1 protein-coding gene is annotated in these 26780 nt (G+C 63.6%); it reads right to left on the bottom strand.

Annotation, left to right across the window (positions count from 1 at the left end; genetic code table 11):
• Nucleotides 1-3 precede the first annotated feature (3 nt).
• A complete protein-coding gene (locus tag GC146_RS10640; protein WP_291837962.1) occupies nucleotides 4-26757 on the bottom strand; it encodes an LEPR-XLL domain-containing protein in 26754 nt (8917 codons plus the stop codon).
• Between the last annotated feature and the right edge of the window lie 23 nt (nucleotides 26758-26780).

The following is a 26780-nucleotide window of genomic DNA, read 5'->3' as shown; positions in this document are numbered from 1 at the left end:
TTCTCAGCCCGCGATACGCCAGCCCTTCATCGCCCACCCCTTGGTGATCGGGGCACCAACGGCGGTCCCGCCATCGGCAAGGTGTGTGCCTGCCTGCGTCGGGTCCACTGGCATCGTGCCCGTTTGCCCCGGATCGGCCGCTGCCTGCCCCTGCTGGTTCAGGATCTGCTCCAGCTCCTCCTGTGACAGGCTGCTCAGCGGGCTTTCGGTGCCCAGTAGCGGGATCGATTGCAGGGTGAACCCGAACAGGCCCGGTACGGGACTGTTGAGGTTGGCGCCCTGCAGCGCCGCTGCGGCGGCAAAGCCGGGCGGCAACAAGATCACATCACCACGGTCTCCGGCACCGATCGTCAGCCCGGACATCAAATCGCCACTGAAGTCGAGCGGCAGGAACCGCTCTTCGTGGTTCAGGCCGATGAAGATCTGCGCGATGTGGTCGACGTCGTTTGGCGCCAACGTCAGGAACGAGGTAATCAGTTCGCTGCCATCGGTCGAGACCTGGACCCGGAAGCGGGCAAACTCGCCCACCGCCATGTCGTCCCGGAAAGAGACGCCAAACTTGTCGCCACCCACGCCGCCGATCATGATGTCGCGCCCGTCGCCACCGATGATGGTGTCGGCCGCCCCGTCGAACAGCGCCTGGGCATTGCTTTCGAAGGTCAGCAACTCGCCACCGCTGCCATCGACGACGCGGGTCATGATGCCGTTGTCGCCCTGCAGGAAGTCGTTGCCCGCGCCGCCGTCGATGAAGTCGCTGCCGGCACCGCCCATGATGATGTCGCGGTCGCTGCCGCCGGTGATGGTGTCATCGCCGCCGGTACTGGTCTGGGTGTTCTCGATCCGGGTGAAGACGCCATTGGCATCGCCTTCGATCCGCCCGGCGTCGCCCAGCGCGATCGACAGCCCGCTGTCGTTGGTGATGACATCGTTGCCGCTGCCGCCGATGACCCAGTCATCGCCCGCGCCGGACCCGATCGTGTCGCCCCCGCCATAATCGGGGTCTTCGATCCAGCCCTGCATCACCGAACGAACCCCCGCCACGAAGTCGAGCTGGCCAACATCGCCAAGGATCACGTCATTGCCGCTGTTGGAGGTGACGGTATCAGACCCGAAGCCGCCGAAGATATAGCCGGCCCCTGCCCCCTTGAGGATGGTGTCGTCGCCACCCTCGTTGGTGTCGAGGCTGAGCATCTGCAGCAGGCGCTGCTGGCTGTCGGTAGTGATGATGCCGTTGTCGCCGAAGATGGCGCTTTCGCCACTGCCGGTGCTGATGTAGTCGCCCGCACCGCCGCCGATCACCCAGTCGTTGCCGTCGCCACCGATGAAGGTATCGACCCCGTCGAACGCAGGATCGTCGACCACGCTGGTCAGTTGCGACCGGACACCCGCCACGAAGTCGAGCTGCCCGGCATCGCCCAGCACCACCGCATCGCCGTTGCCGGTGCCGATGGTATCGGAGCCGAAGCCGCCGAAGATGTAGGAGACGCCATTGCCGGCGGTGATGCTGTCGCCCGCGCCGTGGCCGGTTTCAGAGCTGACGATCTGCGACAGGCGCTGCTGGTCGTCGGCGGTGATCATGCCGTTGTCGCCCAGCACCACGTTCGGCCCGTCGCCCGCGTCAACGTGATCGGCGCCAAGGCTGGCGATGATCCAGTCGTTGCCGGACCCGCTGGTGATCGAGTCGGCGCCCTCGGCGCCGGTCACGGTCAGGGCCGACTGCGCGACCAGCGGATACTGACCGTTCAGAACGGTCAGCTTGCCCATGTCGCCGAAGACGATGTTGGCCCCGTTGCCCGCGTTGATGGTATCACCCTCGGCCCCGCCCAGGATCCAGTCGCGTCCGGCGCCGGTGCTGATCGAATCCGCCCCGCCCTCGCTGTCACGAACCGAACGGACGAAGGTGATGGCGCCGGTCTCGAACGCGCGGTTGGTGCCGGCGATCTGGTCGATCACGCCGAAGTCGCCGATGACGATGTTGTCGCCGCCGGTGGCGGTGATCGTGTCGTTGCCGGCCGCCGCCAGCGCGTCGCCGGTGCCGGTATCGAAATCGGCCGCGGTGGTATCCTGCGACGTGATGATCGAGATCAGCTGCGGCTGCAGGCTGTTACGGACCGACAGGTCGACCCGTAGGCCGTTGTCGCCGTAAAGGTGATCGTTGCCGGCCAGCCCCTCGATCGTGTCGTCGCCCGATCCGCCCAGAAGCTGGTCGTTATAGGCGCTGCCGGTGATCGAGTCGTTGCCGACCCCGCCATAGGCGATCACGCCGCCCGAGGCATCGCTGGCATCGATCGTGTCGTTGCCGGGGTTGGTGAAGGCCCGCGACTGGCCATTGGCCACGCCGCCGCGCATTGAGTAGCGCATCCCGTCCTGCGAGGTGTCGCCGTAGAGGACCAGCGTGCGGTCCTGGCCGCCCGCCTGCGCCTCTTGCCCCGGCACCGCCGAGACGACGCGCAGGATGTCGTCGCCGCCGCCGCCGTGGACGACGGTGATCGCGCCCTGCGCGGTGCTGTTGATGTCCAGCGTGTCATTGCCGCTGCCCAGCATCACCTCGACGATTTCCATGTCGGAATAGGTGATCCCGGCCTGGTAGGTGTTGGTCGTCGGGTTGTCGACGGTCCCGCCTTTCAACACAAGATCGTTGGCGCCCATGTCGAAGCCGGTCAGCCGGTTCTCGGTCAGCACGCCGCTTTGGTTGGCGACGCTTCCGCCGTTGTAGATGAACAGCCGGTCGGTGTTGAGCGTCTCGTCAGTGGGTGTGCTGACATTGGGCAGGTCCACATCCGCCTCGGTCGGCAGGGTGACGCCACGGACCACGGCACGGTCAGCGCCCGGGCCAACGCCGCCATAGACGTAAAGCGGGCCCTGGATCGTGTTGATTACTTGCGGCTGGATGCCGGGCTTCACGGTGGGCTGCGGTTCCGTCACGACGGTGCCCAGCGACAGCGTGATCTCGGCCGGGGTCATCCAGTTGTCCGGGGTAAAGACGATGGCCTTCTGCGTGGCGTCCCAGCGCGTGTCAGTGCTGCTGGCAATGGTCTGGCCATCGGTCAGAACCGAGACGGTGACGTCCGAGGTCGGCGCCTTGTTCAGCACCATGGTGTAGTTGTCGGATTCGTTGGCCGTCACCAGCGTGCTGCCACCGCTTTGGGTGATGATCACCGCGCCCTTGTCGATGTCAGTGATGCGCACGTCGACTTCCGCCGATTCAGCACGATTGAAATCGCTGCCGACGTTGCTGCTGGAGACATCAAGGTACATCGCCTGCAACTCGGTATTCTCGAGGATGCCATCGGCGATGGCCGAGATGTTAAGATCCTGCGGCGTGTCCCAGTTGTCGTGGGTGAAGGTCAGCGGGCCGTTGACGGTATAATCGGCGCTGCCATTGGTCTGCGGCGCGACGGTCACTGTCTCGCCGACGTCGGGCTGCCGCGACAGGCGCACCTGCAGCGTGGCAGCAGCGCCGCCCTCGATCACGTTGACCTTGTTGATATTGCCTTCGACCAGCACGTCGGCCTGATCGTTGTCAAAGACCGTGACCTCTTCGTTCTGGATCTGCACGCCCTGCACCGCTGGATCGGCGCTGATCAGGCTGCTGCTGATGACCACGGTCCGTGTGCCCTCAAGTGCGTTATCGTCGGGCGCCTGCACATAAACCTTCTGCCACTGGTCCCAGTTGCTGGCGTTGAAGGTCAGGACCTGCGCCGAGGCGAAATTGCTGTTGTCGGACGAGACCAGCGCACTTTGCGCCTTGACCGGGCCGTTCATCGTCGCTTCTTCATCTTGCGTGGACGAACGTGCCGCCGAGACGGTCAGGTAGGCTGCCTGCGTGATCGGCGCGACCATGCGGACCATGTAGTAGCCGCCCGCGCCGCCCTCTGTCAGGACACCCAGCATGCTGTCGTCGATCTGGACGAGGCCACGATTGGCCGCTGCGACGTTCAGTTTCACGCCGTCAACGAAGATGCCGTTGAAGGCCGGATCGTTGGACAGGGCGGAATGGTTGACGATGGCCGATGTCCCCTCGACCTCGAGCGAAACGATGGGTGTGGTCACGTCGCCGCCGACATTGACGGTATCCTCGCCCAAGCCACCGATGATGGTGGTCGCGATCTTGTTGGATGTCGAGGTGACGTAGAAGGTGTCGTTGCCTTCCAGACCATCGACCTCGGCCAGCTCGACACCTTCGAAGCTGATGTTCAGACCGGCGCCGTAGATGCCCTGGTCGGTGATCAGGAAGCTGTCATTGCCCTCGGTGCCCAGCACGACGACCTTGTCGATGCCCGCACCGCCATCGATCTTCAGCGGCGCGTTCATGTTGTAGAGGATCAGGTCGGCCCCGGCGCCGCCGAAAAGTTCGGTATCGCCACCACCGGCAACCGTGTTGGGATCGGCCTTCAGGATGAAGGCGCGGACGGTGAAGGTATCGTCGCCGTCCTCGCCAAAGAGCTTGGTCAGCGCCTTGTTCGAATAGACGGTGAAGTTGTCCTCGCCCGTGCCGCCATAGACCACCATCGGCAGCGAGTTGCCGACAGAGAGGAAGCCCTGCGTGGTTTCGTTGGTGGCAATCTCGTCGCCCGGTGCGACGTTGGGCGTCACCCGGTCGGCGCCGAACATCTGACCGATCTGGAACGTGTCGTTATCGGCGCCGCCGTCCAGCGTCATCATCGCCGAGGTGTCGTCGCTGTAGAACCGGTCCTCGCCGCCGAGGCCATTGATGATGACCCGGCCGTTGATCGACTCGTCGTAGTTGATGCGTTCGAAATCGTTCAGCAGGCTGCCGCCGGTATCCTCGTTCAGCAGCGCGATGAAGTTCTTGCGGACAAGGATCACGTCCGAGGCCGCGGCGATGTCGGCCGGTGCGCTTGAGGCGGAATCGCGGCCGTTGATGGTCAGGAAGTCGGCCCCGTCATCGGGAGCGCCGGTGTCGTGGAAGGTCAGGTTGTAACTGACCGGTGTCGCGGCGCGGTTGACGATGAACTCGTCCGCCCCGGCCTGCCCGTCAACGGTAAAGCCTTCGTCGGCGGTGCGCGCATTGAGGTTGGTGACGATCACAAGGTCACTGCTGCCGCCGGCATAGACATTGACATTGCCCCGGATCTCTTCCGGCTGGATGTTGATCGTATCGGGGTCAGCGTTGCCGAAGACATTGGTGTTCACCGCAACCCAGCGGCCGAACATGTCCAACCGACCACCCGCGACATCAGTGCTGCCATAGTCGATCCGCACCGTCAGGTCGCCATCCGTCTTGACGGTGGTTCCCGCGCCGAATGTCGCGTTGTCGCCGATATTGAGAGTGATGTTGCCATCGGCCATCAGGCCCTTGGCGCCCGCATCGGCCGACAGGACAAAGTTGTCGTCCACGGCACTGGTCTCTTCCACGTAGATCGTCACATTGCCGCCCGCACGGCCAGACCAGTATTCCGACCCGTCACCGTTCACGTCGACATATTTCTCGGACATTTCCACGCCGCCGATGGTGCGGATGAAGACATCGTTCTTCGCATCGAAGGCGAGTTTTTGGCTCTTGGTGTCGATGTAGTTGGTCGCGGCACCGATGGCAGCGGCAGTCAGCCGCAGCAGCGTGGTGTCGAAATTGGGCAGGGTATCGTTGTTGAAGTCGGTCAGCGCGCCGGCAATCGCCATCGTGATGATATTTCCGGCGGTGGCCTTGTTCATCGCCACGGCACCTGCGGAGGTAATCCAGATTTCGTTCGCGGCACTGGCCGTCAACGACCCATCCACGCCGGTGATCAGGATGTCGAGTTGCTGATCATTGGTTTCGGTCGGACGGTTGCCGATGTTGCCCGAGGTGCTGAACAGCGTCAGCGTACCGGCATTCAGCGTCGCACCGAAGTCGTCGCGGATCGAGCTGAAGGCCACGATGTCGGCCGCACCGGTGATTGTCAGGTCATTGGTGCCCAGCGCAAAGATGCCGGTATCCTGCACGTAGAAGGTGCCCGTGACGGTCCCCGACGTGGCCTCGGCCACATCGATTTCCAGACGGTTCGCGGCGGTGCCGAAATTGCCCGTCACATCAAGCACGAGATTCTGCGCGATGATGTCTAGCACCGGATCAAGCCCGTCATCAGTGCGGTCGGTCACAGAACCACCGGCATGGATTGTGACGGTGCCCAGCGACTCGATCTTGCCGATCTGCAGGGTCGAGGGCGTGGTGAGGGTGAAGTTACCACCGGTCAGCGCGCGCTCGACGATCAGGTCGCCACCGATCTGCTGGATGTTGGACTGTCCGCCGCTTTGCAGCAGCAGGACCGAGCCCGCCTCGACGTTGACGCGGAAGGCTTTGGAACTTGTGCCGATCTCGCCGTCGGCGATCAGGCTGATGTAATCCTTGGCATGGGCCGCGCTGGATCCGGTCGAGACGTCGTACATATTTCCGGTCGTGACCAGCCGCAGGAAGCCGCCAGCATCGGCCGAGGCGACATCAAGCTCGGTGCCGTCATGGCCGATCCCCGCCATGCCGGCGCTGACGAGGTTCAGCGTCGTCGGGAGTGTGTCGTTGACTGCGCGAAGGTTCACGTCCTGGAACGGACGGGCCGAGACGCGCAACACTTTCCAGACGTCCGCAACAAGCTGACCATGCGTCAGTTGCAGCGGCTGCGCATTGGTCGCGTAGGCCTTGGGATTAGCCACCTCGACCCAACCGGTCAACGTCGTCGCGGTCCAGTCCACGTCTTGCGGCCGCACCGGAGTGGTGGCGCCTGTCCGCTTGAAAAGCTTGTAGGTATAAATCGGTTCGCTCGAACCGGAATCCGGCCAGTTGCCCCAGATCGCGTAGTAGTCGCCCTGGTTGACTGTCTGTGCATCGCCGCCGGTCAGATTGGCAAAGGAAACTTTGACGGCGGTGTAGTCGCCGCTGGCCGCCATCTGGCCCTGGCCTGGCTGGGTGGTCAGGCTCGTGTCGGCGCCGTTGTAGACATAAAGCTGATAAACGACATCGACGATATCCTGCGTTTGCAGCCCGCGCCGGATCGCTTGCTGGTCCAGCCGCTGCTGGCTCTCGTCCGAGGTCAGGCCGGGCACGTCGGTCGACAGATCGGCCGTGAAGTCGAGGTTTACCGGTTCGGTCAGCGTGCCAATGCGGCCATCGTCGGTGGAGCCGTTGCCATTGGCAATCAACGTAACGTCGGTGGACACGATGTTGGCGTTCTCGGCCGCGGCGGTAGCGCCGCCGGCGATCGAGTTGACCAAGAGCAACGGATAAAGCGTCTTGGCGACCGAGGCCGAAAGTGCCGCCTCGATATCGGCGGTCTGGGCCAGACGGGCATCAATCTCGGATTCCCGCTGAGCGCCGGTCAGGAACTGGCTCTCGACGTAGCTCGGCTGCTCGATGCGATCATAGTTGGCCGCGTGCAGGTCGCCGTAGCGATAGACCAGCGCATCGGTGATTTCGGTCTGACGGGTTGCGCCATCGAAGCCGGACACCAGCCCATCGTAGTCGCCCGCGGCAAGATGCGTGTCAAAGCCCGCCTTGGCCTTCATCAGCGCGGCCACCTCGATGGGGTTGGACGAGCCATCCAGCGCCGAGGTCTGCGTTTCGGCGCGGATCACCGTCACGTATTGCTCCAGCGTGGTCTGGTCGTAGACCCACAGATCCTGGTGCAGCGCGCCGAAGCGGGCGATGCCGTCGTCAACCAGTTCGGCCCGCGTCTTGGTGTTGCCGGGGGCGGTCAGCTGGTCGTCGATATAGGTGTTGAAGCTGGCCAAGTCGGTCAGGGCGACGCGGCTGTCGCCGGTCTGGTCGGGATGGATGATGTTGATGTAGTCGGCCACGTCGCTGCTGGCGCTGACGTCCAGCGCCGCCAACCTGTCGTTGAGCGCACTGAAGGCGGCGTTGACCTTCGGCAGGAAGTCGGCGGCGAGTTGCCGGGCAACCTCGGCCTTGAAGGTGGCCAGTTGGGTCAGGTCGGCGTTGACCTCGTTCTGAGGCTGAATGACGGCGTAATACTGCTTGTAGATCACGTCATCGACATAGGCCTTGTTGTAGTTGGCCTGATGGATCGGGTTGTAGAGGTTAAAGAGCTGGTCATGCGCCTGGGCCTGGGCCTGGGCCAGCGTCAGGGTGTTGTCCGGCCGGTCCATCAGTTGGTTCGCCGTGTTGGTGACCAGCGTCTGGAAGCTAGAGAGGCTTTCAAGGTCGGACGAGACCGGGCCCTTGTCGACGGCCACCGCAAGCGCTGGGTCGGTCGAGGTGACGTTCAGCGGGAAGCGAATCAGATCCCAGTAATTGAGGTAGTTCTGGTAGGCGGTCCGCGTCTCGCTATCGATTTGCGCGCCAATGATCAGGCGGTTGCCACCGGTTAGGCCCAGCTTGTCCTTATAAGCCGCAAGGCGCTGATCGGTCAGGGTGGCGTCATCTTCGATGTTCATGTCGAAGATCGAACCGGTCTCGGCCGTCAGAACCACGATGCCGCGATAAACGGTGTTGCCGTCGATCAGGTCGAGCGAACCGACCGAGATCGGTCCGGTATCGTCGGGCCGCAGGAAACCGGTCTTGATCTGGTCAGGCGCGACAAGGTTCAGGTCGCCCGTCACTTCGGTCACGTAAAGGCCGCCCTTGGATGCGCCCGAGAAACCGCCAGTCGGCGTGGTGCTGTCAGTATCGATCCGGATCGGGGCAAGCGCGGTGCCGATTGGCCCATGGCTGGCCTGAAGCTCGATCCGGTTGCCGCGGATGATGGAATCCGGGCCCGCCGCATAGATGCCGTCGGGTGCGAAGATGTAGACGTTGCCGACGCCGGCATCGATCGTGCCAACCGCCATATAGCCGGCGGTGTTGGTGTCGGACCCACGCAGAATACGGATATCATAACCGTGCGAATTGATGTTGATGACCTCGGTGCCGACCGGCATCACGGTGGTTCCCTCGACAAGCGAGGGGGCAGAGAAGGCCGAGAAGAACGACGTCGCCGCCAAAGTCGTCGGCGCAGGCGGCACGAACTTGACCGAGGTCAGATCGACCGCGCCCGAGGTGTCGATTGTCTGCAAGACGCCCGAAACAGAGACCGACCGCGTCGCGGTGATCGACCCACCCGACGGGCCAAGCGTGCCGCCCGGCACGGTGAACTGCGGATTGAGGAAGATCTGCGCATTGGGTGCGGTCTTGATATCGCCGGCAATCTCCAGCGCGCCGACGCTTTCGACACGGACCGATGGCGTGGCCGAGCCTTGCAGGAACTGAATGGAAATCGGCAGGTCGGCGCGGATGCCGATATCCCAGTATTTCTTCAGGCCCTCGACCGTCGTGGTCTCGTTCCAGACGGTCTTCTTCTTCAGGTAGCCGCCACCGGTCGTCCACTTCCGCGTCGTGACCGAGTAGTTCTTGTAGTCGGAATAATACTGGCCCGCATCGGCGTTGGTCTCGGTAAACGAGCCAGTCGTCTTGACGAACTTGTCAAGATAGTCGGCCTTCGGCTGCCGCTCGGTATGGGTGCCGGTCACCTTCGTGGGGTCGCTGGAATCGTTGTATTCGTTGACGGTGACCGTCTCGAAGATCGTGCTCAATTCGATGTTGAGGTCCTGGCCGCTGGTGCCGCCGGTATATTGCCAGTATTCGCCCGGCGTCGTCAGAACGATCCAGGGGAACAAGGGGTTCGGTGTGACCACCGACATGTCGCGCACGACATTACCCGGCTTCAGATCGACCTGGACGTTCGAGATGTTCTTGAACCGGCCGATGATCTGGGTGCCATCGGGGGCCGTGTAGGTGTTCCAGCCGCCCAGCGCCATGATTTCGCTGATGTTGGAAATCCCCTGGCTTTCCAAAAGGTTGGCATCCGAGAGATACTCGGTCGACTTGCTGAAGAGATTGCCCGACCCGGCGGGCCAGTTGATGATGAAGTCGAACGTCTTGACGTAGCGTGTCTCGATCGTTTCGGTGACCAGCGCACGGCCTTCGGTCCAGATGTAATAGGTGCCGGCCGCGGGCGAATAGTTGGTGGTCAGGCCGTTCACATGCCCGCCGTCGACTTCGACGAACTTGACCCCCTGATAGGCATTGGTCGTCGCATCGCGCTGGACGATGCCCATCTGCGTGGACACGTCGATTCCGCCGGCGTTCTGCGTATAAACGGTCCGCTTCGCGGCAACGCTGTAGGTTCTTGAGACGGAGTCCGACTGCAAGACATCGCCGGACACAAAATTGGCGGGGCTGTTGACAGTGATCGAGTCGGGCTTGTTCAGCGTGTCGGTGATCTGGATCACGCCTTGCCGATCGATGCTGGTGTCGATGCCGTTCAGGATCAGCCTGTAGGACGAGTTGTTGCGGATCGCGACATCGGCATAGCCGGAGGCCACCACAAGCTGGCCCGCGCCGGTGCTGAAGACATTGCCGGTAATGTCGATCCGGCCGCCGGCAAAGGCCATGTCGTTGAGGATGATCGCCTGCGCGGTTTCATCCCAGCGGCCGCGCAGGGGCACCTGCACGCCATTGACCGTGCCGAAAGTAATCCCGGCAATGCCAGAGGTGGCCGAAGCGATGATGGATGTCGTCTGGCTGGGCGGTACGAAATCAGCCGCGACGGTGACCGAGGCCTGCGTCATGCCGGACTGGATCAGGCCGTTGACGTTGACGTTCGTCGCCACGATCGAGATCAGGCCATTGGCCACCACCGCCGACTTGGTCGTGTCGGCACGGTTGACAAGGTAGGCCTGCAGGGCCGCGTCCAGCGTCGGATTCGTCGATGAGCTTCCCAGCGCGACGTTGTTGACGTCGCCCTTCTGGCTGAGACCCGAACCGCGCGACTCGATGCCGGAGACGAAAGCGGAAATGCCGTTGTAAAGGCGCGGGTCGCCGCCGGCATGATACCAGTCCGTCGAGACGGTGAAGTCGCCCCCCGAATAGATATGCACCGTCTTGCCCAGAAGCTGTCCGCTGACGCGGATGCCACCGCTGGCATTGGTCAGGGCGATATCACCCAGCTGGTTGACCAGCGAGCCGAGGACGTAAAGGTCCGGCGGCAGGTTCGGCACGGTGCGCGGCACGTCGTTGGGATAGAGAGCGTTCTGCGCGTCGATGTAATCCTTGATGGTATTGATATAGCCGTAGTCGCTGCGATTGCCGACGTTGATCAGGATGTCGATCTGTGCCGAACCATCACTGCTGTTCGTGCCCGAGGCGCGCGCGTCGTTGACGTAGATGTTGCCCGGGTAGAACTCGGTATAGTCGCCCGTCGCGTCGCTGATCCGCGCCACTTTCGAAGAATCGATCACCACGTCGCCCAGCCGGGTCATGACGTAAAGGTCGGAGGTGATGGTGACGTGGACATCCTTGTGCGCCAGCAGCGTCGGACCGGCTTTGCCCACACGGGTGTTGCTGGTCAGCGGTGCGATCGAGGATGCGGCCGTATCCTTGGCGTTGACATAGATCGAACCGGGCGCCGCGCTGATATCGGGCAGTTCCATGAACAGCGACTCGATCGATTGATCGACCGTTTGCACGCCGTCGGTGCCCGCGGTGGGCGGCGCAATTCCCAACTGCTGCATCTGCGCAACGATCTGGTCCAATTGCGCCTGGTAGCGCACAAGCGCCTCGGCGTTGCTGTTGTGATCGGCCATCCATTTCTGGATCTGCTGGTATTGCGCGGCCAGCAGAAGGTTAAGCTGGCCGATGCTGATGACCGGCATCAGGAACGCGGTCGGCTTGATCACGAGGACCTGATCGACCATCGCATCGCGGATGAAGCTGCTTTGATCCGAGGAATAGACCTTGGGCTGGTCCGTATCGGGGATCGAGGTGCCAAGATCGCGCCACAGAGCGGTGTTGGTGTAATCGGTGTTCTGCAGCGCAATCGCCGTCGGGCCGCCATCGACACCGCCGATGAAGCGGTAGAAATGGCCGACCGTACCCTTCGTAGTCGCCGCGTTGGCGGCGTCGAGCAGGACGATGTCATCGCGGAACATGTCGATCGCCAGCGCGCTCGAGTCGTAATAGCTGATCGTGTAGTCCTGCGAGGCGTCAAGGCCGAGGGCCCCCTTCTCGGCGTCTGTCAACTGCCGTTCGGCGGCGCCGTCAGGCATGCTGTACTGTGTCTGCGCCGCGTCAGTGGCGTAGATCACCTTGTAGACGGTATTGTAGTTGACGCCCGCGCGCAGCGTCGCCGAGGCATCGATGCTGACCGTCGAGGTCCCGGTGTTCTCGATGTTCTTGCCGACAGGGTACCCATAGGGCGGAATTGCCAGCACCAGAACAAGGCCATCGCTGTCCTGCTGGAACAGCGTGCCATTGTCCTCGGCACTCAGCATCAGGTTGCCGGCACTCAGCAGTTCGGACGAACCGGTGATGTTGACGGCGTTGTTGAGATTGGTGTGGTTGGTCATCACCGCGACGCCCAGCGAAATGCCAAGCGAGACGAGGCTACCGTTGGCCGCGGTAAAGGAACTGGTCTTGTTGACACGACCGTCGGACTTGCCGGCGCTGATCTCGATGCGCGAGCCTTCGATATGCGAATTGGCCACATCGATGGTGGTGTCGCTATTGGTAACCGCCTTCGCATCAATGCCCATATTGGCGCTGAGCAGGCCAGCCTGGAACACGACGGTATCGGCCGAGTTGAACATCGTTGCGCGGGTCGCGATCGTCACCTCGCCATTCATGTTCTGGATCAACGCGCCGTCCATCGTCACGTTCGTATCGGCGTTGATGTCGACATGCGAAAGCGAGACTGCGAGGCCCGCGATGCCGCTGACCGCGTCGATCTTGGCACTGTCGGCGGCCTTTACATCTGACAGGGCGCGCAAGATCACACTGCTTGGGTTGGAATAGCTGCCCACCCCGATGATCTGCGCGCCGCCAAGGTCAACCTTCGATTCCGCTTTATCGCTGTCAGTGCCGATATGGGTGTACGAGCCCACAACGCCGACGCCCACGCCATTGGCCGAGCCGCTGCTGACGTTATGGCTGAGCACCGCCGCAGCACCGTTGTAGCCAACAACGTATTCCTTGGAGTTCTGGTTCAGCGTGTCGATCTGGATGTTGATACCGGTGACCACCGTACGCCCGGTCGTCGCGCCGGTCAGCGCACCGGTATTGCCGGTGAACTTGACCAGGGCATCACCCGTTGAATCAAGATAGAGCGCGGCGCCAGAACCAGCGGCCAGCGCGAAGGAGGCCGTCCCGGCATGGCCGTCTGTGCTGCGCAGGGTGCGGGCCGAAACGTTCACCGCCGTGCCGGTCAGGACAGTGCCGTCCATCACCGCGACCAGCGCGCTGGCCTTGTCGGTGACGCTGCTGACCGCGCCCATCACGGCCAGACCGCCGCCGCCGCCAGCCTCGGTATCGGAATAAAGGTCGGTGTTCAGGTCGGCGACGATGTTGACCAGACCCGCGACGATATTCGCGCCATTCTTCAGGAAGATGCCGGAGTCCTGGCCGCCTCCGCTGCCCGCGACGGTGAAGGCATTCATCGAACCGATGGCACCAAGGCCCGCAGAGACGCCCAGCGTCGAGGCGCGCAGAGTGATGTCGTAGACCGAGCGGATATCGGCGAGCGTTGAGCCGACGATGTTGGCATTGTCGATCACGGTCTGCACGCTGCCGGTCGCTTCGGCACGCGACACGTTGACCACGACGGCGACCATGCCGACGGATACGCCCGTCGAGCCGACCTTCGAAATATCAACCGTCGAGGAGGAATTCACCCGGACAGTGCCGCCCGAGACACTGGCATTTGCAACCTTGGCCAGCACGGTCGAGCGGTGCTTGCTGGTCATCACTGCCGCGCCCACGGCAAGGCCGATCGGTGCGGCGGCCACCGAGATATTGGCGACGTCCGAGCTCATCCGCACATCTTCATGCGCGTTGACAAGAACTGCACCGCTGCTGACCACGGTATTCGTCCGCGCGCCCATGTCGATCAGCGCGCTGACAAGGTTGGCCACATCCAGCGAGATCGCCAGACCGCCACCGCTGACGGCAAAACCCGTTGCCGCGGCAAAGGCAACGCCGACACCGTTGAGATCGTCCAGATGGGTGACTTGGCCCGCATCGACCGTGACCCCACCGATGGCGTCCACCGTATTGCCCGCGCCCGTGGCCGAGATCTCGGCCAGCGAGACGTTGCCCACCGACACATCAAGGATGCTGACGTTGATCGCAACGGCCGCGCCCGAGACCGCCGCCGCGACGCCCACCATGGTCGAGCCGTTGCCCGATGGCACGGCGTCGTTCACGGTGGTGGTCGAGCTGGTCAGAACCGAAAGCGAGCCATCCGCCGCAACGGTCGAGTTAACAACCCGCGCCTCGACGGTGGAATGGTTGGTCACATCCACGCCGATACCTGCACCCGCAACCGCGGCGCCGATGCCAATGGCCAATGCAACCGAAGCCGCCGCAACCTGCACATGGTGGGTCTCTTCGGCGGTCGCATTCAGATAAACGTCACCCGCCGTCATCACCCGGCTGCCCTCGATCAGCGCGCGCGTCAGGTGGTTGCGGCTGGACGTGTCGCTGCCGCCGATGGTGCTGCTGGTCAGGCTAATCCCGATCGAGCCCGCGCCGGCCACAAGGCCCGCCGAAACCGCCACGGCCGCTGCCGTGACCTTCGAGGTCGAGGTGGTGGTGCTGGTCGCGGTCACGTCCACGTCGCCCGCGTCCGCAGCGGCAGAGGGCACGTTACCTTGGGTCTGCAAATAGGCATTCGTCACATGTGCGTCGGTGACGTTTGTGACGGTATTGATCGCATTGGCACCCGCGCCCGACAGGGCCAAGCCACCGAAGATGCCCGCGCCCACCGCGACGGAGGCCGCAACGGCCTCGGCGCTGACGGTGGTCGTGTTGGTGGCATTGACCTTGATGAAGCCCGCGGTGCTGCCATGGGCGTTGACCATCGGCGTTGCCGACAGCGACGAATCCTTCAGTTGCGCGATGGCATCCGAGGCGATTTCGTTCTTGGCAATCGAAATACCGATCGAGATCGCGACGCCGCCGTAAAGGCCCACGGCCGCAGCCAGCGCAGCACCGACCGAGGTCGTGGTGATGGTGCTGGTATTTGTCGCGTCGATGTTCAGGCTGCCCACGTCCAGCAGGGTCAGGCTGTGATCCTTGGCTGCGGTGCGTTCGACGATGGCGTTGGTCGACGAGTAAATCTCGTTGAACACGAAGGATCCCGCGCCCGCGAGCGAACCCGCGACTTGGCCCGAAACCGAAACCGCACCCGCCGCCGCGACCGAAACCGCGCTGATGGTCGAGGTGTTGGTTGCCGTCACATCGACGGCACCGGTCACGGTCATCGAGGCGTCCTTCATGCCCGCGAAGGTGGTGAAGCGGTTGTTCTTGCCGCTCCCGATCTCGTTGGTGACTACGGCAGCGCCGATGGACGCGGCGCCGGCCCCGGCCCCGCCGACACCCACCGCGACCGAAGCCGCGACGACTGCCGCGGTGATCTCGTTGTTGGTCAGGGCGGTCACGCTGACGCTGTCGGCCTTGCCCTGTTCGACATTGTTCAACTCGGCCGTGGTACCGCCGGTGATCTGGTTGAAGGCCAACGCGCCCGCGCCGGCAATGGCAAAGCCCATGCCCGTCGCCGCCGCCACGGCCACCGAGGCGGCGACCGAGATCGCCTGGATCTTGAGGTGGCTGGAGCCATCGTCGGTCCTGGCCGATACAGTGATTGCGCCGCCGGTCGCGTCCAGCTTGCCAACGCCGGTAAACCCGGTGATTCGCGCCGTGGTCGAAGCGTCCATCTTGTTATTGGCAACCGCCACGGCGACCGAGACGGCAATGCCGGTGCCCCCGGCCGCCGAAACCGCAACCGCGGCGCTACCGACGCCGGCATAGATGTCGACAAGGTTCAGCGCCGAGACGTCGATGCTGCCGGCCTTGGCCCGGTTGGAGGTCGAACTGCCGACCATGTCGGCCAGCACGCGGGCGTTGCCGAAGTTGCCGGCCCCTGCGCCGGCGCCAGCCACCGAAAGGCCGAATCCGCCCGTCGCGGCGACGGCGACCGATGCCGCAACCACGTCGGCCCTGATCGTCTGGGTCGACTTGGCCCGAACGTTCAGAGCGCCGCCCACGGTGATATCGCTGTTCACGACTCGCGCGGCGACAAGGTATCCGCCATCGGATGGCAGTCCGGCCGGAACTGTATCCAGCCCGTCGGTCTTGTTGATCGACACCGCGATGCCCAGCGAGAAGGCCGCACCAGACTGGCCTGCCGCGACGGCGACCGCAAAGCCCAGAACGACCGAGTGGATCGAGCCGGTGCTTTCGGCATGCACGTCGAGCGAACTTGCGCCGTCGATGGTCGCGCCACTGACCACTGCATAGGTCGCGCCGTTAAGGTAGTTGCCACTGCCCGCCCCGCCGCCGGCAAAGCCAACCTGGCCCGTCGTTGCCGCGACGGCCGCCGCGATGGCGACCGAGATGATGCCGCTGGTATTGCTGACATCGACGAAGATCGCGTTGGTCTTGCCGCTGTTGACCGCATCGCCATGGACCGTTCCGCCCATCCGCGCGCCGGTTTCCGAGGTGATCGAGTTGACCGCGACCGAGAAGCCGACCGCGCCCGCACCCGTGGTACCGCCCACCGCCGCAGCGGCGCCGATGGCGACCGCAGTGATGTGGGTTCTGTTGCGGGCCAGAACAGCAAGGTCGGCCTCGTTGTTGAGGTTGATGGTCGCGCCGTTCTTGACCTCGGCGACCACGCTGCTGTGGATCTTGGACACAGCCACGCTGCCGCCGATGGCGACGGCCACGGCCGAACCCGCGCCGATCGCGGCCGCGGCGCCGATGCTGACAACCACGATGCCGCTGGCGTCATCGGCTGCCACTTCAAGTCCTGCCGTCTGGCCGGTCAGGCCACCGGCAAGCGCCGTGGTGGTGTCGTTGTTCAGCGTCACCGTGACGCCGGAGTCGACAGTTGCCGAAATCGTCCGGTTGACCGTGGTCAAGGCAAGGTCAAACCCGATGCCGACCAGTTTCGATCCACCCACCGCGAAGGCGATGTTGACCATCTGCGAATTCAGGTCCGAGGTCTTGTTCAGGCCGGTATCGCTGTTGAAGGCATCGTCGGGCAGGCCGGCGAAGGTCTGGTTGCGCAGCGTGTCGTTGACCCCGCCATCGGGAATGTGCGAGCCGGCGCTGACCTGCACATGGCCGCTGGCCGTCACGGCAAGGTTCCCGCCAAGCAGTGCCGTCACGCTGCGGGTGTTCGAGATCACGCTGACCGCGACGCCAAAGCCGCCATTGCCGATGCTGATGCCCGCCGCGCCCGCGATGTTGGTGATCGTGCTGGATTCCTGCGCCGCCATTGTCAGCGCCGCAACGTTCCAGATCCGCGCCGCAGTCGGGTTCGCGGTGGCGCTGACGTCGCCGTCGAGCACCGTCACGGCGACGGAACCACCGATGGCAAAGCCGCCCGAACCGGCCCCGCCCACCGCGATGGTCACCAGCGATTGCTGTGCCGACGCGATGATCGAGGCATCGCCCGTCACGGTCAGGTTGCTGGAGATGTTGACGGTCGTCGGCGCGGTCACGAGGTTGATCGCGATGCCGGCGCCAACCGCCGCGCTGGAACTGTTGGTGCTGATGGCAAGGCCACCGCCCAGCGCGACATAGGTGGATGTCTGGATCGCCAGCGCGCTGAACTTGCCGCCCGATGTCAGGGCCGAGGCGTCATCCACGCTGATGCGGGTGCCCACGCTGTCCTTGTTGACGGCAGCACTGCCTGCAACGGCAGCCGTCTTGGCGCCTGCGGCCGAAACGGCGACGGAAACCATGTCAAGATCACTGGTGGCCAGAAGGCTCATGTCGCCGGTTGTGGTGCCGATGGTGCTGCCGGTCAGCACCACCTCGACGCCACGGGTGACGTGATCGTCATTCTCTGCTTCCGAGACGGCGTTGACCGCTACGGCGATGCCGATGGCGACCTTGCCCGCGCTTAGCGCCAGACCGCCGGCGCCAACGCCCATGTAGCCATTATCCAGCGCGGCGATGGTGACGGTGCCCGTAGAGGTTACCGCCGCATCGTCGAGGACGGTTGCCGTGCTGGTCTGCAAGACGTTGATCGCGACCATGCCGGCCCCGGCCCCGCCGGAACTGCCCGTCGAAATCGCCAGACCCGCCGCGACGGTATTGATCGACATCGTGCTGGTTGCCGTGATGGCGACCGTGCCGACATTCTCGTTCTGGATGATGTGCGAAACGTCTGCCTCGACGACCGACTTGATCGCCGCCACGGCCACCGCGACGCCCACACCGGCCCTGCCGCCATAGGCAACGGCGCCCGCGATCTGCAGCCAGTTGGCATCATTGCGCGCGCCCACTTCCAACGACGGACCGTTGTAAAGCGTGATACGGTTGGAGGCATCCATGCCGCTCAGGACGGCCTTAACCGTGGTGTCGTTCACGACCACGATGACCGAACCCGAAACCGCAATACCCTTCTGGCCCTTGGCTGCAGCAAGGCCCGCCGAGAAGGAGTAATACCCCGAATCGTCGTCAGACTTGATCGTCAGGGCCCCGGCGGTGCGCAGCGCCATCGCGCCCAAAGTCGCCTCGACGGCGGCGATGATATCCTTGGTGCTGTCGATCACCACGAAAGAGCCGGCAATGCCGACGCCTTCGGACCCTTCGGCCACCGCGGCGGCTCCGGAGATCAGAACGCGGGTACCGGTATCGCTGGCCGTAGTAGTGACGCTGCCGGCGGTCAGATCCGACAGGTTACGGATCTTGGCCGTGATCGTCAGGTTTTCCTTCAGGGCACTTGCAGAGCCGGAAATGCCCACACCGCCCTTGGACGAGCTGGAAGAACCCGAGACGGCATCGGCGCCCGCGCCGCCACCGGGCACGGGAACGGCAGAGTTGGCATCGCCGATCGGGGCACCGCCCGCCGCACCCGAACTGCTGGTGCCCGAACCGGGCGTTCCGCTGTCGACCGGTGTCGATTTGCCGGCCTTGGTCGCCGCGATCGACCCCATCACGATCACGCCGTTGGAATTGGCGGTGACGTTGACCGCGCCGGCGACGTTGAAGACATGGCTGGCATCATAGACATCGGCCGAAATCAATGCCTCGGCGTTCCGGGTGCTCAGCACAGTGACGCCAGAAACGCCCACGGCCGTCTTGTCCGAAACGGACACGGCGCCGCTGGCGGCGATGATGTGGGCCGTTTCCTGGGCTGTGACGTCAAGCTTGCCCAGCAAGGTCACGTCGCTGCGCGCGTCGAAGGTGCTGATGGCCTTGTTGGTCAGCGTGGTGTGGTTCCACGACCCGTTGATCGACACGTCGCCGCCCTTGCCACCCGCAACCGAAAGGCTGATGGCCAGCGTGTTGGCATCGGTCGTTACGGCCATGTCGTGGGCACGGACCCTGACGTTGCCGACGGTCGCGTTTGCCTCGGTATCGGCCAGAAGGACCGAGACGGAGGCGCCAATCGCGGTCATCGACGTCTCGCCTGCGCCGCGGGGGTCCTGAATAGCCTTCTTGGGCTTGAGGTTCTTTAGGCTAGAGCTCAGCCATGTCTTCATGGCATTGGCGTAACCCTGCTTGGGGTCCGGGCTTTCGCCCTTGCTGGCAAAACCGAAGGGCGCGACGTTGCCATCGAGGATCAGCATGTCGCTCTTGCTTTCGGCGGCGACGGTCAGGTCATCGCCCGAGGCACTTGTGCCCACGGTAATGTTGGCACCATCGGCAACCGTCGCGGTTGACTGATAGGTCAGGTCCATGACGCTGAGCGAGATCGCCACGCCCACCTTTTCGCCGCGCGCAAAACTTTGCGTCCAGACGTCCGTCAGGGTCGAGTTCAGGCCGAAATTGTCATCGATGTAGTTGGTCAGGTTACCGATGTAATGCAGGATCGTTCCCGACAGCGTGACCGGCGTCCACATCGAATCGTCAAGGAAATTACCGGTCAGCAGGTTGTAATTGTTCGCAACAACCTTGGCAGTGTAGCGCACGTCGCCGCTGGAAACGGTATCGCCGGCCGAAATGTCCACGCTTGTCGGATCCGCCACGACGGCCCCGTCGGAATCCTTCACGACCGAAGTTATGGTCAATTTCGGCGCGCTGGTGCCGTGATCCACCGACCAGCGTGATACATCGCCGAAGTTTTCGGTCAGCAGGTCCACCTTGACGCCGTCGAACTTGGCCTTGTAGCGGAGCCCGTCCAGCACAACGATATCGTTCGTGGCGATGTCTGCGGTGCCATTGCCAATGGCGTTGCCACCGGCATCCGTCACCGCGCGGGTGATCGTGTAGGTCGGATCGCTGAAGGCGCTGATGAATGGCGTGACAAGGTTCACGCCCCAAAGGCCGAGCGGGTCGATCTTGTTGCTGGAATTGGAATGCACGGTCACCGCGTCACCGGAAACCAGCGTCACCCCACCCTCGATCTTGGCGGTCGCGTATTCCTCGAAGAACGACAGGTTCAGCGCCAGCGCGCCGCCCAACTTGGCGTTCTTGCTTTCGCCCTCTTTCTTCTTGACGTCCGATCCTTCGTTGGCCGAAAGCGCCACCGCGGTGCTTTTCGGGCGGGCCGAAATGGACCCGTCAATCGTGGTTTCCTTGCCCACCGTAATGCTGCTGGGCGTCGTGCCATCGGCATAACCCAGGTAGGCGCCGGTATGGTCATGGTCGATCACCAGGCCGATACCGCCCGACACCTGGAACGGCGGCGTTTCGGGCGCTTTGTCCAGCGCATCCTTGATGAAGCTGATGTTGTTGTAGAGGAATGTCGTCAGCAACGGCGCGATCGGCAGCACCTGCGAGATCGAGGCGGTCGCCTCGACAAAGTTGCCCGCGTCCACGCCGGTCGAGGCCGCGACGGCCATCCCGTTGGTCGACACCGGCACCGCGATGATGCGCAGCTTGTCCAGCGCCGCCTTCTGGCTGGACGCCTCGATGGTCAGGTTTCCATCGACGGCCCAGCCGGTGCCCGCAACGCGCGCATCGGTATTGTCGATATTCAGTTCCAGGCCAAAGCCGATCGACAAGAGCGAATCCGCCGGACCGCTGGCGCCCACTTCGGTATAGACCCGCTTGATCGTATGCGCCGCCGCCCGCATGTCGCCGCCGATATGCGACGAGGTCAGCGGGCTGACGAGGACGTGGTTCTCGATCAGGTTGATGTTGATGCCGAAGGACAGTGCGACGCCACCAAGACCCTCGTTGGCAATGATGACCGAGTTCAATTCGTCGACGTAAGAGCCGACGTTCAGGTTGCCGTCGATCTGCAGTTCACCTTTCAGGGTGATGCTCTGGTTCAGATCGACGATGCCCACGGCCACGCCAAGCAACAGCGGGATGGGCGAAGCCTTGTTCACGACGATCGTCGAGATGGTGATGTCCACATCGCCCGACGCGGTGATCAGACTGTTCTCGTTGGCGGTGATCGAAACATGCGAGGCGGCACGCGAGGTGGCCGAAACGATGGCCAGCGATTCAAGGATGGCCAGAACCGTTGTGCCCAGGAATTCGCCGAAATTGGTGTCGCGGCTGCCCGAATCCTCGGTGACGTCGGTCACCGGCAGGACGCCGACCCGCACGTCGATGGTGACATTGCGGGCTTTCAGTTCCGCGATGCTGCCGGTCGTCGTCTCGTCACCCAGCGTGATGTTTCCGTTCAGCGACTGGATCTGGTAAAAGCCCGAAGTCCAGCGGCGGTCGGTGATTTCCGAGGCGATGATGATGTCGCCCGCAGTCTCTATCTTTGCGCCGGGGTCCAGCGTGAAATTGTTGGTCTTGAAGATCAGGCGGCTGTTGGCGCTGCCCGACATGATCAGGTTACCGCTGATATGGATGTCGTCAGACGAGATGGTAACCTTCTCGGCCGAGAGGTTGATCAATGCCCCGGCCACGATGTTGATGGATACCAGTTGGCTGGTGTCGACGCGCGACACGGCAGTCGATTCCATCTTTGCCGGCACCGCGCCGATCACAAGGTTGGCACCCAGATCGTTCTGCAAATGGCTGGTGGTGGCGGCGCTGAGGGTGCCATCAAGCGCGATGTAGATGTTGTCATTGGCCCCGGCGGTGCCGGACACCGTCACCTTGTCCGTGCCGGTCAGCGCCGCTCCGTCGATGACGATCTGGTCATCACCCGACCCTGTGGTGATCGAATCGGTGCCGCCGCCGGTGCGGTAAAGGAAATCGCCAGTGTAGTTGGTGGTGGTGACCGAGTTTGCGCTGCTATCGCCGCGCAGTTCGATCAACTCGACGTCGAACGCGGTGGCCGCGGTCCCACCGCCGGCCGTCACGATGTCCCGGTTGGCGTTGGCGCCAGTGCCCGAAGCAATACTCATCGTCCCGGCATAGCCGGCCGTTCCGACGATCAGGTGGTCATAGCCGCCGCCGCCATAGACGGTGGCCCCATCCGCGCCAATGATCAGGTCATCGCCGGCAGAGCCCTTCAGGGTGCCGCCGCCGCCCTGCGCGTCGATGATCACGCCCAGCCCGGACGAGATATGCGCGGTCACGGACGATCCGCTGAAGGTCATTCCATCCAGCCCCAGCGCCTGCAGCATGGCGGTGTCGGTCTGAAGTTGCTGGGATCCGGTGCCGCTGACGCCGGTTCCGGTCACCGCCTGGGTCACGCCCTCGAAACGCAGCGCGCCGGAGCCTGTGACCGTGGTCGAGATCACCAGTTCGCCGGCCGCATTGATCGTGGCGCTGAGGCCCGTGATGACGTTGAACGCGTCCAGCACGTCCTGCATCGTCGTCGCGGTGACCGCGACGTTCAGGAACGCCACCGAATTATCGGGGAAGGTGATCTTGAGGTCGGCGCCTTCGTTGATCGGCAGGCCGGCGCCACCGGCCAGAGTCGCCAGCTTCGTCGCCGCGGTCAACGCGGCCGAGGCAAAGCCCGACGCGTCGATGTTGTCGGTTCCCGAAGTGCCGATCAGGCGGAAGTTTTCGAACCCCGACTGGTGAACACTAACGCCACCAACGGTGACGAGAGAATCGGTCAACACGATGCTGTTCGATCCATTGACGGTCAGGCGGTCATAGCCGTCGCCGCCGGTCACGGTTGCCGCAACCGAAGCCGAGCCGATCGACCCGAGAATGAACACCTGGTCGTCGCCGGCGCCCAGGTCCACCTGGTCGCCGCTGCCGATGGTCACGATATCGCCCACGTCCGAGCCGGTGATATGAGCCGACCCGCTGAAGCCCGATGTATCGGCCCAGCCGGCCAGCGACGTGTTGAACGACAGCCGCGCCACTTCGATGCTGTTCAGGAAATCGGGCGTGGTCGTGCCGCGCGTGCCAACGGTGACGTGGCCTGGATTGCTAAATGCCGTGCCCGACACGCTGCTTGCGGTCAGGTTATAGCCCAGCGACCGGCCCGACAGCGAATACTGGAAATCGATCTGGATACTGGTGATGTTATTGCTGCCGTCCCGGTTGACGGTAATGGCATAGGTGCCTTCCTCGAACTGGTGCAGGCCCTTGATCCGGCTTTGAATCTCGGCGTCATCAGCGGTGAAGTTGATAGCTGCGGTGCTGACCGACAGGGCATCGGGCCCGGTCAGGGTCAGGCGGAACGTGTCGCCCGCGGCATAGGTCGTGGGAACATCCACGACGATACGGTCACCGGTAAAGGCCATGCTGCCGTCCGTGTTGACGTCATCATGGATCAGCGAGCTATCGGTCAGCGTATATTGAAAGAATCCATCCTCGACGAGCGTATCTGTACCGCCACCGCCATAGATGGAATCCGAGCCCAGGCCGCCGGAGAGGGTGTCGTTCTGCGAGCCGCCCTTGAGCGTATCGTTCCCGCCGGCGCCCCGCAGGGTAACCGCCGCATGGGTCAGCGCGCTGGCATCGAAGGTGTTGGCACTATCGTCACCGATCAGCGTGATGTTGACGATGCCGGTCAGCGTATCGGTGCCGTCTGCCCCGCCATTGACAGTGACGACGCCCGTGGCGCCATCAGTCAGGGTCCGGTTGCCGGCGATACCTTGCGCGACGTAGACGTCGCCGGTGCTTGACGGCGTCGCCGTACCGTCCGCCTTGATCGTATCGCTGCCCAGCGAGGCGAAGAACAGGTCGTCATCCCCGGCGGTGCCGATCAGCGTATCCGACCCGCCACCGCCGCGCAGCGTGACGCCGCCCAGCGTAAAGCCGGATGCATCAATGGTGACGGAGCCGGACTGCATCGGCTGGGCCATGATGACCGCGCCTTCAATTCCGCTCAGTGTCGCCGTAGCGGCCCCTTCGGTCAGGGACCCGTTCAGCAACACGGCGTTGCCGGTCACGTCCTGATAGATAACCCGGTCCGCACCAGCGCCGCCGGTGACGGTCACGCCCGACAATGCCCTGATGCCCAACTCGTCGGCGCCGTCGCCGCCAGAGATCAGCTTTGTCGTGGTATCGCCGCGGATGACGTCGGCCCATTGGGTGCCGATGATCGAATAAACCGCACCGGTGAAAGATTTCATGCCCGCCACAACGCCAAGCGTCAGGTCTGTGACGATGCTGGTCGCGTATTCGGCGATGTGCTGCGCCACGTCACCGCCATAGTTCAGCGTGACCCGCGGCGATGCCGCCGCCGTGCCGGCCCGCGCGATGCCGGTGTAGCTCAGGACGGCGGACCCATAGACCACCGCACCCTGGTAGACATCCGCGATGTCCCATTTCAGTTCGTTGGTCGACGACCCGATGTCGAAGAATAGCCCGTCGGCGTCGTCACCACTGCCCTGCCCCTCAAACGCCTGGAACCCGGCAAAGCTGATGGTGCCGCCGGTGGCGGTTGGCGCGGGAAGGACATCCTTGATGTCGAAATTGCCGGTGGCGGAGTTGTAGACATAGTTGTCGGAATAGGTGAACGCGGCGGTCCCGTCCGCGCCGCTGGCCGAAAGGGCGCTGACGGTAAAGGTCGTCGCGATCGGCTTGTCGAGTTCGTTCGGCCCGGTGGCCGCGACAGATGCATTGGTGTCGCCGATAAGGGTGTTGTGGCCGCTTCCGCCTGACACGGTCATCACCACGGCCGCATCCGGCACGTCAACGGTGATGGTGTCGTCGCCGCCATTGGCGGTGATCGAGCGGGTCTGGCCGTTCGCGACGATATTGTCGTCACCTTCGCCGGTAATGAGCACGCCGAAGCCCGAAACAAGGCTAAGCCCGGTTGCAGTCCCCAGCCCCATGTCAATGGACACGTCCACACTGCCATCGCCGAACGTGCGGTAATCCAGTACGTTGGTGTCGCTGTTCGTGGTCGCCTGGATTTCTTCGACGCTTTCGGTCTTCAGCAAGGCGCCGCTGCTGATCCAGAGCGACAGGTCGCTTTCGGTGCCATGCACCGTAATGTTCGACGTGCGCGCATAGCTCAGCACGATCCGGTCGATATTGTCGCCGCCGACGATGGAATCCGCGCCCCAGATCGAGGAGTCGGTGTTCTGATCAACCCACGCCTCACGCTCTGCATCCGACATCAGCGCCAGTTCGGCATCGGTTTTGCCCTCTGTGGCGGGCCGGCTGTAGCTGAGCGTGATCTGCGCCTCGGCGTTGCCCGTGGTCGCCATCGCGTTGACATCCCAGATCAGCAGATCGTCGTTGCCATGGGCCAGATCGGTGCCGCCCAGCAGGTTGACGTCAACACCACGCGCCATGCGCACGGTGTCGTCGCCGCCGGTGGCCGTATATCCGGTGATGCCGCGCAGATCGACCGTCAACGGATCGTTGTGGGCGATGTCGCTGGCCTCGTACAGGCGCATTTCGCCCGCTTCGGCGTTGATCATGGCGCCGGCCTGCCCGGCCGTGCGCGCCTCGTAGGACAGGTTCATCACCCCGCCATTGACCGAACGGAACCCTTCGACTCCGCTGATCGACAGGCCGGTGCTGCGCCCCAACGCAGTCGAGCCGCCACTGCCCACGGTCGTCGCGGTGTCGAACCGGTCCAAAGTGACGTCGCCGGCGTTCCAGGTCACCTTCCATTCGCTACCGGCGGCCGAGGTATTATCGACGATCACGTCGCGGGTCGCCTGCGCATCGATTGCATCGACCCCGGTGAAGGTCAGGAAATGGTCAAGCTTGCCGGTGGTTCCGTAAGAGACGTCGCGCGTGACCTTGTGGTCTATCGCAGTATCATTGCTGTCGGGATTGTCGGTGCTGCCGGTGGGCAGCAGGAGCGAGATCTGGCCGCCCGCATTGCTGCCCGACAGGCTGTTGACCGACCAGACGAGGCCGGTCGACACTTCCGGACCCATCAGCGTGTCGCCGCCACCGGACCCCATGTTGATGGTGAATTCCACGCCATTGGCGAGGCTGAGGATCGACTGGTCCAGCAGGATCGATTTGCCGCTGCCGGATTCGTTGATGTTGACGGCGTCATAGACGGTGGTGGCGTTGTAATTCGCATCGACATCAACGACACGGCTGGTCCCACCGACGACGCGCACATGCAGCGCGCTCAACACGTTGTCGCCAGCGGGGTCGAGACCCTGCACCAATTGCAGCTGCAGATCCTTGATCTGTTCGCCGGTGGAGCTGCCGGGCTTGTCGACGGCCACCTCGGCGACACGCAAGGTGGCGTTGGTCACGCCAGCGGCGACGGTCAATGTCGCGGTGACCGGGTCGCCACTCAGCAGCAGACGCGGCTCCAGCGTGTCGATACCGGGACGGCGGCGGGGAAGTTGCCGGCCTTCGCCTTGCACGGCGCGCTCCAGCCAGCGCCACAGGCGGGCGGGCATCGGGCGGGGTTGCAACGCCTTGGACAATGGCAGGACCGGCTGCACTGCGGGGGAAACATCAGGGGTGCGCACCGGCGATGCCGCGCGCCGGTCCTTTTTCGAGAAATTCTTGCTCATGGTCTTCCCCCGGGAGATCGGAA

The sequence above is a fragment of the Limimaricola sp. genome, from assembly GCF_016125575.1.
In the GTDB taxonomy this organism is placed as follows: Bacteria; Pseudomonadota; Alphaproteobacteria; order Rhodobacterales; family Rhodobacteraceae; genus WGLM01.
The sequence above is the reverse complement of the archived record's forward strand: the minus strand, read 5'-3'. Positions and strand labels throughout refer to the sequence as shown.

Coding starts and splice junctions, on each gene's coding strand:
- GC146_RS10640 (WP_291837962.1), bottom strand. CDS start 26,757: ATGAGCAAGAATTTCTCGAAAAAGGACCGGCGCGCGGCATCGCCGGTG.